The 12172-nt window shown below is 64.4% G+C and carries 10 protein-coding genes and 1 tRNA gene; 8 read left to right on the forward strand and 3 right to left on the reverse strand.

Going from position 1 to position 12172, the window contains the following annotated elements:
- From GNZ13_RS11540 to GNZ13_RS11565, 6 genes are all read left to right on the forward strand, one after another.
- Positions 1 to 711: TolC family protein (locus tag GNZ13_RS11540; protein WP_172163744.1), on the forward strand; the 711-nt coding region annotated here is incomplete at its 5' end.
- Positions 708 to 1469: an efflux RND transporter periplasmic adaptor subunit gene (locus GNZ13_RS11545; RefSeq protein WP_172163746.1), complete on the forward strand. Its 762-nt coding sequence runs from the start codon at positions 708 to 710 to the stop codon at positions 1467 to 1469. The genes GNZ13_RS11540 and GNZ13_RS11545, both read left to right, overlap by 4 nt.
- Positions 1470 to 1640: 171 nt before the next feature.
- On the forward strand, positions 1641 to 3116 hold the full coding sequence (locus tag GNZ13_RS11550) for an efflux RND transporter periplasmic adaptor subunit (protein ID WP_172163749.1): 1476 nt from the start codon (positions 1641 to 1643) through the stop codon (positions 3114 to 3116).
- Between the two features lie 67 nt (positions 3117 to 3183).
- Positions 3184 to 5295: an HlyD family efflux transporter periplasmic adaptor subunit gene (locus GNZ13_RS11555; protein ID WP_172163752.1), complete on the forward strand. Its 2112-nt coding sequence runs from the start codon at positions 3184 to 3186 to the stop codon at positions 5293 to 5295.
- A gap of 371 nt (positions 5296 to 5666) precedes the next feature.
- A tRNA-Asp gene (locus tag GNZ13_RS11560) sits at positions 5667 to 5743 on the forward strand.
- Between the two features lie 86 nt (positions 5744 to 5829).
- Entirely contained in the window at positions 5830 to 7767 is a 1938-nt protein-coding gene (locus GNZ13_RS11565) for a SurA N-terminal domain-containing protein (RefSeq protein WP_172163755.1), read from the forward strand.
- A 139-nt stretch (positions 7768 to 7906) separates the two neighbouring features.
- On the opposite strand, the gene GNZ13_RS11570 is transcribed toward GNZ13_RS11565, so the two are convergent.
- Both GNZ13_RS11570 and GNZ13_RS11575 read right to left on the reverse strand, forming a co-directional pair.
- The gene (locus tag GNZ13_RS11570) at positions 7907 to 8248 is read right to left on the reverse strand and encodes a hypothetical protein (protein ID WP_172163758.1); all 342 of its coding nucleotides are present in this window, start codon (positions 8246 to 8248) and stop codon (positions 7907 to 7909) included.
- A 130-nt stretch (positions 8249 to 8378) separates the two neighbouring features.
- Positions 8379 to 9083, reverse strand: a complete 705-nt coding sequence (locus GNZ13_RS11575; RefSeq protein ID WP_172163761.1) for an arylesterase — start codon at positions 9081 to 9083, stop codon at positions 8379 to 8381.
- Here GNZ13_RS11575 and GNZ13_RS11580 point away from each other — a divergent pair.
- The gene (locus GNZ13_RS11580; protein WP_120291742.1) at positions 9082 to 9768 is read left to right on the forward strand and encodes an ABC transporter ATP-binding protein; all 687 of its coding nucleotides are present in this window, start codon (positions 9082 to 9084) and stop codon (positions 9766 to 9768) included. The genes GNZ13_RS11575 and GNZ13_RS11580 overlap by 2 nt on opposite strands.
- A gap of 155 nt (positions 9769 to 9923) precedes the next feature.
- Here the strand turns inward: GNZ13_RS11580 and pgi are convergent, their stop codons facing one another.
- Positions 9924 to 11546, reverse strand: coding sequence for a glucose-6-phosphate isomerase (pgi, locus tag GNZ13_RS11585; protein ID WP_172163764.1), 1623 nt, complete (start codon positions 11544 to 11546; stop codon positions 9924 to 9926).
- 319 nt (positions 11547 to 11865) lie between these two features.
- Here pgi and GNZ13_RS11590 point away from each other — a divergent pair.
- On the forward strand, positions 11866 to 12172 hold a 307-nt coding region (locus GNZ13_RS11590), incomplete at its 3' end, for a transposase family protein (protein WP_172163767.1).

Here is a 12172-nt window from a genome sequence, read left to right on the forward strand (position 1 = left end):
GCGCCGCCGCAGGGGTTCGCGGTGCCGTCATTCGGCATGCCGATCGACCAGATGGAGGAGACCGCGCTCGAACGCCGGCCTGAGCTCGTCGAGGCGAGCTACAACGAACGCATCAGTGTCAACGAGACGCACAAGGCGATGGCGAAGCTCTTGCCGGGCGTTGAGCTTCAGCTAGGCAGCCACTACGACAGCAACAGCTTCTTCGTCTACCACTGGTGGGAGGCGGCCGGCATCAACGTGAGCTGGAACCTGCTCAACGTGCTGAACGCGAAGAACATTCGCGGCATGGCGAACGCGCAGCTCGAAGTCGCGCACGCGCAGCGGCTCGCGCTGTCGATGGCGGTGCTCACGCAAGTGCACGTCGCACGTGCCGAGCTTGCCGCGCGGCAACGGCAGTTCGAGCTCTTCAAGGAAATGAACGACGTCGACCAGCAGATTCTCCAGCACACGCACAACGCGACCGTGGCGAACGCGCAGGGCAAGCTCGAAGAGATTCGTGCGGCCACGAGCGCGATGATGTCGGAGCTGCGCATGTACCAGAACTATGGCGAACTCGAAAGCGCGTACGGGCAATTGCTCGCGTCGCTCGGGCTCGACCCGGTGCCGGGGAAACTCGACGGCGGCGACCTCGCGTCGGTGGAGCAGTCGATTGCAATGGCAGAGAAGCGCTGGGCCGAACTCGGCCAGGCAAGCGGAGCGAAGACGCAATGAAGTCATGGTGGCTGGCAAGGGCAGGGGGTCTGGCGGTTTTGTTGTGCGCGCAACCGGGTTGGAGTGCGCCGGGCGCATCACCCGCTCCGGGTGGCGACGACGGGCGCATACGAATTCAGCTCGTGTCGCGCGACGAGGTCGAAATCTCGAGCGAAATCGGCGCGAAAATCGCGTCGCTGCCGTTTCGCGACGGCGACGCGTTTCGCTCGGGGCAGACGCTCGTGTCGCTCGACTGCTCGCTCTACGCGGCGCAATTGCGCAAGGCGCAGGCCGAGGCCGACGCGGCGACGCAACTGAAGCAAGTCGACGAGCGGCTGTCGCAGCTGCATTCGATCGGTGAAATCGACGTGGATGAGGCGAGAGCCAAGGCGAAAGCGAGCGCGGCTGAAGTCGCCTACATGCAGGCAACGGTCCACAAATGCGTAATCTCGGCGCCGTTTGACGGACGTGTGGCGAAGCGCAGCGCCGCCGCGCAGCAGTTCGCCGAAGCCGGCAAACCGATCATGACGATTCTCGATACGAGCCATCTCGAGTTGAAGATGATCGTGCCGTCGAAGTGGCTCGCGTGGCTCAAGCCCGGGCATCCGTTGACGGTGCGCGTCGACGAGGTCGGCAAGACGTATCCGGCGAGCGTCGCGCGCATCGGCGCGCGCGTCGACCCGGTCACGCAGACCGTCGACGTGACCGCCTCGCTCGACGGCCACGCCCCCGACCTCCTGCCCGGCATGAGCGGCTGGGCCAGCTTCGCGAATCGGTGAAATGATGAACGGCCCCCACGCTCACTGCGTTCGCTGCCCCCCAAGGGGGCCGGTCAGTACGCTTTGGGCGCCCCGGCGCGTACTGATGAACAACAACCCCCACGCTCGCTACGTTCGCTACCCCCCGAGGGGGCCCGTCAGTACGCTCGGGGCGGCCCAGCGCGTACTGACATGAACGCACCGGTACGCATAGAAGCGGGTGATCTCGCGCTGTTGTGGCAGCTCGCGGCGCGCGCGAGGGAGGCGGAGAGCGAGCAGACGCTCGGCTTCACGATCGTCAACGAGACGCTGTCGTTGATTCCCTATCGGCAGGCCGCATGGTGGCGTGCGCCGTCGCATGCGCCAGGCGCGGTCGCGGCGGTGTCCGGCTTGCCGCAGAGCGATCCAGGTGCGCCGTACGTGCAGTGGCTCGGCGAGATGTTCCGCGCGCTCGTGAAGCAGGCGGCGCTTGATACGAGCGGCGCCGGGACTGACGATGGCGCAGGAGCCGGTGCATCGTCGAACGCAGCACGAGCGCCGGGCGCAACGGCCTCGTCCGCGGCAGGCAACGGCGTCGGCGCGGCTGCGCCGTCCACGCGTCCCTACGCGTTGACGTTCGCGCATCTGCCCGCCGCCGTCGCCGCCGACTGGAGCACGTGGTGGCCGATGCACGCGCTGTGGGTGCCGCTTGTCGATCGTTCCGGCCGCTCGTTCGGCGGCGTCGTGTTCGTGCGCGACAACGCGTGGACGCATACCGAAGAGGTGATGCTCGCGGAACTCGCGCAGGTCTGGGCGCATGCGCTTGGCGCCTTCGCGCCGCGTGCGACGTGGACCGCGCGCGCGAGGCTCCTTTTGCGCCCCGGCAAAGTGCGGCGCCGCGCGCTCGCCGCGCTCGCGCTGCTGTGCGTGGCGCCCGTGCCGCTGACCGTGCTCGCGCCCGCGGAAGTCACCGCGAAGGACCCGTTCGTCGTGCGCGCGCCGCTCGACGGCGTAATCGACCGGCTCTACACGCAGCCGAACCAGCGCGTCACGCCGGGCACGCCGCTCTTCGCGCTCGATTCGACGACGCTCGCCTCGCGCAATGCGGTCGCGAACAAAAACTTCGACACGGCCCAGGAGGAGTACCGCCAGACCGCGCAGCTCGCCGTCACGGACGACAAGAACCGGCTCGACATGGCGCTGCGCAAGGGCAAGCTCGACGAAAGCCAGGTGGAGCTCGACTACACGGCGCGCGAGCTTGCGCGCGTGCGCGTGACGGCCGCGCGCGGTGGCGTCGCGGTGTTCGCCGATACGAACGATTGGACCGGCAAGGCGGTGTCGGTAGGCGAGAAGGTGATGCTGCTCGCCGATCCCGCGAACGTCGAGCTCACCGCGTACTTGCCGGTGGCCGACAACATCGACGTGAAACCGGGCGCGACGCTCACGCTGTATCCGAAGAGCTCGCCGCTCTCCGCCTACGACGCGCGCATCGACACCATCGCCTATCGCGCGGAGCCGACGCCGGACGGCGTGCTCGCGTATCGCGTGAAGGCGACGTTCGCGGGCGCTGGCGCGCGGCCGGTGCTCGGCGTGATGGGCACGGCGCACATTCACGGCCGCTGGGTGCCGCTCGCGTACTACGTGCTGCGCCGGCCGTTGACCACCGTGCGGCAGTGGCTCGGCTGGTAGGGCCGCGCGTTTCCCGCCCACTTCATCGAACTCATTGATCTTCGCCACGAACCCGAGCGCGCCACCGATGCCCCGTCTTCCCCAACTGCGCCAGGAACTGACCTTGACGCGCGGCGCCGCAACGCCCGACGGCGCGCCGACCTGGATGCTGCACGACCCGGCGGGCAACCGCTTCTTCCAGATCGGCTGGCCCGCGTTCGAGATGCTGTCGCGCTGGGCGCTCGACGACCCGCAGGCGATCGCCGCGTCGATCAACGAGCAAACCACGCTGAACGTCGGCGTCTCCGACATGGAGGCGCTCGTGCGGATGCTGCGCCAGCAGAACCTGCTGGTATCGGCGAGCGCAGCGGACACCGGGCGCCTCGCCGCCGCGGCCGACGCGAGCCGCTTGTCGCACGCGATGTGGCTCCTCAAGCACTACCTGATGATCCGCATTCCGCTATGGCATCCAATGGCGTTCCTGCGACGCTTTGCGCGCTACGCGGATCTCGCGTACCGGCCCGCGTTCTGGGCGGCGGTCGCGCTGTGCGCGGTGCTCGGACTCGGGCTCGTGTCGCGCCGCTGGGACGAGTTCGTGCACACGTTTCATGGCTATGCCGATTTGAACGGCCTGCTGGCAATCGGGCTTGCGCTCGCGTTTGCGAAGGTCCTGCACGAATTCGGCCATGCGTTCACCGCGCATCGCTACGGCTGCCGCGTGCCGACGATGGGTGTGGCGTTCCTGGTGATGCTGCCGGTGCTCTATACCGATACCACTGACGCCTGGAAGGTCCCTGGCCGCGCGGACCGTCTGCGCATCGGCGCCGCGGGGATGCTCGCCGAACTCGCGCTCGCCGCTTTTGCGACGCTCGCCTGGAGTCTGCTGCCGGACGGCCCGTTGCGCGCCGGTGCCTTCCTGCTCGCGACGACCACCTGGATCGGCACGCTGACGATCAACGCGAGCCCGTTCATGCGCTTCGACGGCTACTTCCTGCTGTCAGATTGGCTCAATATGCCGAACCTGCACGACCGCGCGTTCACGTTCGGCCGCTGGCGGATGCGCGAGTGGCTGTTCGGCTTCGGCGATCCGCAGCCCGAACCGTGCGCGCCTTCGCGGCGCCGCTTTCTGATCGCATTTTCGTTCGTGACGTGGCTGTATCGGCTCGCCGTGTTCCTCTCGATTGCGCTCGTCGTCTATCACGCCTTCTTCAAGGTACTCGGCGTGATGCTGTTTTGCGTCGAGTTCGGCTGGTTCATCGTGCGGCCGGTGGTGCGCGAAGTCGCCGCGTGCTGGCGCCGCCGCCACGAATTGCGCTGGTGCAGGCAGACCGTACGCTGCGCGGCGTTAGGCGGTGTGCTGTTCGTGCTGCTCGTGCTGCCGTGGCATGGCGGCGTCAACGCGCCGGCGGTGTTCGGGCCGCTGCGCGCGCAAGGGCTCTATGCGCCGCAGGTTGGGTACGTATCCGCGCAAGCTACTCTCGCGCGCGACGGCGAGCGCGTGCATGCGGGCGATGTGCTCGCGGTGCTCGAGTCGCCCGATCTTGGGCATCGTCTGCAAGAGGCGCAAACGGATGCTGCGCTGCTGCGCTGGGAAGTCGAACAGCAGCCGTTCGATCAGCGCTTGCTGGAGCAGGGCGTCGCGCTGAAAAAGCGCTGGGACGCAGCGCGCGAGACGGTCGCGGGACTCGAGGCGCAGGTCGCCCAATTGACGCTGCGAGCGCCATTCGACGGCACGGTTCAAGCCGATGACGAACTCGCGCCCGGCACGTGGCTCCCACGCGGCGAGCGCCTGTTCGATGTGGTCGGGACCGCTGGCATCAAGGGCGATGCGTTCGTCGGCGAGGACGACGCCGGACGCATCGCACCCGGCGACGCCGCGCAGTTCGTCGCATCGGTGGCCGAAATGGGCACGCTGCATTGCCGCGTAACGGCGATCGACCGCGTGAACATCGCGACGCTCGACGAGCCCGCGATTGCGAGCGTGTACGGCGGGCCGGTTCCGGCCGAGATGCAGCCCGGCACACGGCAGCTCGTGCCGCTCTTGGCGACCTATCGCGTGCGGATCGGCGAGTGTGCGGGAAACAAGGCGCTCGCGCGGCAGATCACCGGAACTGCGACGCTCGGGCACGCGCGCGAAAGCTTCGCGGTGCGCGGGCTGAACCGGCTCATTTCCGTGCTGGAGCGCGAAGGCGGGGCGTAGTCTCACGATCAGCCAGTGGAAACACACTGGTAACCATATAGCAGGCCCGAACCTCGCGGTGAAAGGCGCAGGGAATTCGAGATCGACGGGGCAGGTCAGCGTCGTGCGCCGTATTGAGTCGAGGCAATCAGACGGAAGACAGAGGCGACGCACAGCGCGGGCGCCAAGCCGCACGTCGACGTTGCTTTTTTATCGCGGCTTCGGCTAAAATTGCGGATTGCTGTGTTTTTCGTTGTATCCAACGGATCGAATTGTGTGGAAGCTTTACCTCGAGCTTTACCCCGTAAGGCTTGATGGGCCGTCTTCTAGCCTCTCAGCACACCGGTTTCAGATTCGGTTAAGTGTTACAGCGCAGTGTAGTTGCAGTACAAGGAGTGGTAGTTCAGTCGGTTAGAATACCGGCCTGTCACGCCGGGGGTCGCGGGTTCGAGTCCCGTCCACTCCGCCAGTATCCACGAAAGGCGAACTCCGGTTCGCCTTTTTTATTGCCCGCTGTTGTAAGATCGGGCGTTCTGTTTTTGGCACTCCTCACGCATGCTCGATTTTTTCCGCAATCACAAACGCCTGATGATGTTCATGCTCATCCTCGTCATTGTGCCGGGGTTGGGTTTTGTGGGCATTCAAGGCTTCCGCGGCTTCTTTGACGAAAGTGCAAACGTCGCCAGCGTCAACGGTCACAAGATCACGCGCGCAGAGTATGACGGCGCGATGCGTCAGCAGCTCGACCGCGCCCGTCAGATGCTCGGTGCGCAGTTCGACATGAAGTCGTTTGATACGCCTGAACGCCGTCGCGAAATGCTCGACGGTCTGATCGAGCAGCGTGTGCTGGCCGACGAAACACAGCGCCTGCATTTAACCGCATCTGACGACGCCGTGCGCCGCGTGCTGCTGAACGATCCGGTGATCTCGTCGCTGAAGAATCCTGACGGCTCGATCGACGTCGACCGTTACAAGCAGTTGCTCGCGATGCAGGGCATGACGCCCGATCAATACGACGAACGTGTGCGTTACGGCCTTGCCACGCAGCAGTTGCCTGCCAGCATTCAAGGCAGCGCCTTCACGTCGAAGACCCTCGCACAGCATTTGACCGAGCTCGCCGAACAGCAGCGCGAAGTGCAGGGTATCGCGTTCCATCCGCGTGACTACGCCGCGAAGGCGCAGCCCACGGATGCGCAACTGCAGGCGTACTACGACGCGCATCGCAACGACTTCGCCACGCCGGCCACGGCAACGATCCAGTACCTGGTGATGTCGCCGGCAACGTTGTCGGCAGCCGTGCAGCCGAGCGACGCCGACCTGAAAAAGTACTACGACGACAACATCGCGCATTACCGCACGGACGGTCAGGTGCGCGCGAGCCACATCCTGATCGCCGCGCCGAAAGATGCCAGCGCGGCTGACAAGGCCAAGGCGAAGCAGAAGGCCGAAGAGTTGCTCGCGCAGATCAAGGCGCATCCGGACCAGTTCGCGCAAATCGCGCAGCAGAACTCGCAGGATCCGGGTTCGGCGTCGAAGGGCGGCGACCTGGGTTACTTCGGCCGCGGCATGATCGCCGGCGGCCAGGCGTTCGACGACGCCGTGTTCGGTCTCAAGAAAGACGAAGTCAGCGGCATCGTGCAGACCGACTTCGGTTATCACATCGTCAAGGTCACGGACGTGAAGCCGGCCGTCACCAAGCCGTTCGACGAAGTGAAAGATCAGATCGCAACAGACCTGAAGACGCAGCTGGCAAGCAAGGCATTCAGCGACGACTCGGAAGGCTTCACGTCGATCGTCTACGAGAAGGCGAAGAGCCTGCAGCCCGCCGCCGACAAGTACAAGCTGCAACTGCAAACGGCCACGGTCACACCGCAGCCGAATCCGAAGCTGCCGCCTGACAGCCCGCTGAACAATGCGAAGTTCCTGGCTGCTGTCTTCGCAAACGATGCAGTCACCGCGCGCAACAACACACAGGCGATCGACGTCGGCGGGAACACGCTGGTCGCGGCGCGCGTTACCGACTACAAGGCTGCAGCCGTGCCGGCGCTCGATGCCGTCAAGGACGCAGTGCGTCAGAAAGTGATCGCGGTTCAGTCGAACGAGGCAGCGCACAAGGACGGCATCGCGAAGCTGGCGGAGTTCGACAAATCGAAGGCCACGACGGGCTTCTCGTCGCCGTTGAAGGTTTCGCGTAATGACGCACAAGGCATGCCGCCGGCTGCATTGAGTGCAATCTACAAAGCGGACGCGCAGAAATTACCTGCCTACGTCGGTGTGGATCTCGGTGACGACGGCTATGCGATCTATCGCGTGAACGCGGTTGTTGCGGGTGCCCCGATCGATCCGCAGCGTTTGGCTGCTGCGCAGCAGCAGATTGCACAAGTCGACGCACAGTCCGACGCTGAGGCTTACGTCGAGGCACTGCGCGCCCGTTCGAAGGTGAAGTTCTACGGGGCGCTCGACAGCAGCAATGCGCAGGCGAGCGGCGACTAAGCTCAGGCTCGAGCGCGCAAGCAAGTAAAGCGCGCAGGCGCAAAAAAGCCCCGCAATTTTGCGGGGCTTTTTTCATTTGACGCGTACAAGCTCGTCAAACGGTTTGCTCGAGAGCGCGGCTTCTTATATCGTCAGCAGCCTAGAGGCAAGCGCTGATCGAGCTGGTGGCATCGCTGCCCGCAGCGCCATTGCCGCGCAACCCGACCCACGAACCCGGGCCAGTGTAGGACGGCCGAACCACGGCGGCGGCGCCGTCAGGTGGCTGCTGACCCGGCACATAAACATCCATTGCCTGATCGTTAGCCATGATGTCTTGCGACACGACTTGCTTTTGCGAGCTATCGGCCCACTTTTGCGCGATGCACGTAGCGACGGCTTTCGGCGGCTGCTGGCTTTGGCCCACGGATTGGACACCGGCGGGCGGTTGAGCGGCGCCCGCAGAAATTGCCACGGTCAAAGCGATTAACGGTAAATATTTCACCTTACCTCCTCAAAAGTCGCTCAGAATCGAGCCGGGTTACGCGGGATTACGAAAGTGCCGGATCGACCTAATCGATCCGCTTACCGATCCGCGTTCCCCAATTACCGGAAACAAGTTGCTAGCGAGCTTTTCAGTGCGGCGAACTTGTGCGAAGGAGTGGCTTGACAGCCGGCCACACGTTATTGAGCAGCACTGGCTGTGCCTGCTGCGTGGGATGGATCTGATCCGCCTGAAACATGTCCGGTTTGTCGGCGATGCCGGCCAGCAGGAAGGGCACCAGCGGCACTCGCAGTTGCTTCGAGAGTTCGCCGTACAGGCCGTGGAACTTTTGCGTGTAGTCTGGGCCGTAATTGGGTGGTACATACATGCCGACCAGCACGACCTTCGCGTGGCTTTGTTGAGCCTGCTCGATGATCGTACGCAGGTTGTCTTCGGTTGTTGCGAGCGGCACGCCGCGCAACGCATCGTTGGCGCCGAGCTCGACGATCACGATACTCGGCTTGAGCCGCTGCAGGAGCGCCGGCAAGCGAGCCCGGCCACCGCTCGTGGTGTCGCCGCTGATGCTTGCATTGGCGACGCTATAATCGATTCGCTCGTCGGTGAGGCGTTGGCGCATCAAGGCAACCCAGCCAGTGTCGCGGGGCAAGCCGTATTCGGCAGAGATGCTGTCGCCGAGTACGACGATCACCGGCTTGGCCTGTTCCGGCGCATTGGCCGCATGAGCCGGGAAGGGCAGCGAAAACAGGGTTGCGGCCAGCGCGGCCGAGCCGAATGCCGTAGTCAGCGCCAGCGCGCGAGGCGCTACGGCGCGCAATTTCAACCTACGCTTCACCATGCTAAACAAAACTGATCCAGTCATTGAAGTGCGGGGTTTGTGCAAGAAGGTTAAGGATGCCACGGGCGAACTGACGATTCTCGAGGACATCGATCTTGCTATCGATGCCGGCAGCAGTGTGGCGATCGTCGGTGCATCCGGGTCGGGCAAGTCTACGCTGCTCGGCTTGCTCGCAGGATTGGACAGCGCGAGCTCGGGCTCGGTTCGGCTGCTCGGCCGCGAACTCACCGAACTGAACGAAGACGAGCGCGCCGCGTTGCGCAGCGGCTCGGTCGGTTTTGTGTTCCAGTCGTTTCAATTGATGCCGCATTTGACGGCGCTCGAAAACGTCACCTTGCCGCTCGAACTGCAAGGCGGCATCGGGACGCGCGAGGCCGCGGCGCGCGCGCGCGGATTGCTGGAGCAGGTGGGGCTCGCTAAGCGCACTGGGCACTATCCGAAGCTGCTGTCGGGCGGCGAACAGCAGCGGGTTGCTCTCGCACGCGCGTTTGTTACGCATCCGGCGATCCTGTTCGCCGACGAGCCGACCGGCAGTCTCGATGCAGCCACCGGTCACGCGGTGATCGATTTGATGTTCGAGATGAACCGGGCGAACGGCGCCACGTTGATCCTTGTCACGCACGACGTCGAGCTGGCGCGCCGCTGCGATACGACGGTAACCATCGAAGCGGGGCGATTGGCCTGAGGCTGCCAGCCACGCGTCACTCGTTCGCACAAAGCAAAGCGGGCCGCAAGGGCCCGCTTTGCTTTTCATCTCATGCAACTCGATAACGCAACGCTTCTAACCAGGCGCGCGTGAACAATCAGCGCATGCGGCGCGAGCAAGCGCGCCGCTCACGCTCAGCGCTTCAAAGCAGCGCGTGCCCGTGCGATCAGTGCCGACGTCGATGAATCATGCTTCTTCTCATCGACGCTCGCCGACGTCAGATCCGCCTCGACCACTTTGCCGAGGATCTTGCCCAACTCGACGCCCCATTGATCGAACGGATTGATGTCCCATACCGATGCCTGCACCAGCACCTTATGCTCGTACAGCGCGATCAATGCGCCAAGCGAACGCGCGGTGAGCGCATCGACCAGCAGCGTGCTCGTCGGACGGTTGCCCGGAAACACCAGGTGCGGCGCCAGTTCAGGCTTGTCCGCGCCGGCCACTTTCTTCGCTTCTTCGAGCGTGCGGCCAAGCATCAGCGCTTCGCTTTGCGCGAAGCAGTTCGCCAGCAGCTTCGGATGATGACTGACGAGCGGATGCTCCGGCGTCAACACGGCGATGAAGTCGATCGGCACGATGGTCGGCCCCTGATGCAGCATCTGGAAGAACGCATGCTGCCCGTTCGTGCCCGGTTCGCCCCAGGTCACGGCGGCGGTCGGATAATCGACCATCACACCGTCCAGACGCGCCGACTTGCCGTTGCTCTCCATCTCGAGTTGTTGCAGGTACGACGGCAGGAAGTGCAGTGCTTCCGAATACGGCGCGACCAGATAGCTTTGCGAGCCGAAGAAGTTGCGATACCAGATGCCGATCATGCCGAGCAGCACCGGCAGATTCTTCTCAAGCGGTGCGTCGCGGAAATGCTGATCCATCTCGTTGGCGCCGGCCAGCAGTTCGCCGAACTGTTGCGGGCCGATCGCGATCATGATCGACAGACCCACCGCCGACCACAGCGAGTAACGCCCGCCGACCCAGTCCCACATCTCGAACACATTCTCTTTCGCGATGCCGAACTTGACCACCTCAGCCGGGTTCGCCGACACGCCGACGAAGTGCTTCGCCAGCGCGCTTTCCGGGCAGCCTTTCTCGATGAACCAGTCGCGCAGCGAGCGCGCGTTGGTCATGGTTTCGAGCGTGGTAAAGGTCTTGGAGACGATGATCGCGAGCGTCTCTTCGGGATCGATCATCTGCATTACGTTGTACAGATCCGCGCCGTCCACATTCGACACGAAGTGAGTGGTGATCTCGGGCGTGGCCAGATGATGCAGCGCGTGCGCGACCATCTTCGGCCCGAGATCCGAGCCGCCGATACCGATGTTCACGACGTAGCGAATCCGCTTGCCGGTATAGCCGGTCCACTCGCCGCTGCGGACCTTGTCGGCGAACGCGGCCATCCTGGCGCGTTCAGCCTGGATCTGCGCATAAAACGGCGCCTTCGGATCGGTGGCGCGCAGCGCGGTGTGCAATGCGGCGCGGCCTTCGGTCGGGTTGACGACTTCACCCGCGAACATCGCGTCGCGGCGTTTCTCGACGCCGGCTTCGCGCGCGAGTTGCGCCAGCAGTTTCAGGGTTTCGTCGGTGATGCGGTTCTTCGAGAAATCGGCCGCGAGACCGCCGCCCGCGAACGCAAAGCGCTCAGCACGGGTAGGGGCGGGATCGTTCTCGGGGGCGAACCAGTCGCGCATGTGCGCATCGCGAATCTTCTCGTAATGCGTTTGCAGCGAGGACCAGGAGGGGAGCGAGTTCTGCGTCATAGCGTCCGTCTAACGAAGGGGCACGAAGAATGGCACGCGCGTGAAGCGCTGCCGAGGATGATGCAACGATGCTGTTAGAGCGATGCCGCGCGGCCGGGTTCGCGGCGGGTTGCCGTGAAACTTCGCGAGCCCGCCCAGAGATCGAACCGGCTGGCTGAAGTTTCGCCGCAACCCGCGATGGCCTGACGCGCGGCGCAGTCAATCAGTATAACGGCGTTGCGTGACAGGTGGCAGCGGTTTGGGCGTCCCAGCAGGGTTGTTAACTTCCGTTCGACCGTGTTAACTTTGTGACCGTCCAAACAAGACGGCGGGAACAGGGATGATATTCGGGGGCGTATTTTCGGAGCTGCGTGACGCACGGCGGGCGCAGGGCAAGCGTTACGCGCTGGAGCCGCTGCTGTGCGCGATCGTGATGTCGCTGATGGCAGGCGCGAATTCGCTGAGGACGATCGAGGTGTTCATTGGCGAGCGGCGTGCACAGCTGAACGAGCTGTTCGGGACGGACTGGCGCAAGGCGCCGAGCTGGGTGGGCATCCGGAAATTTCTGCTCCAGCTCGACGAGCACGATCTGGAAAGCGCGGTGCGTGCTTTCGCGCAGAAACAGGTTTGCGCGCCGCCGGGGCGGC

This window comes from Paraburkholderia elongata (assembly GCF_013177735.1).
Classification (GTDB): Bacteria; Pseudomonadota; Gammaproteobacteria; order Burkholderiales; family Burkholderiaceae; genus Paraburkholderia; species Paraburkholderia elongata.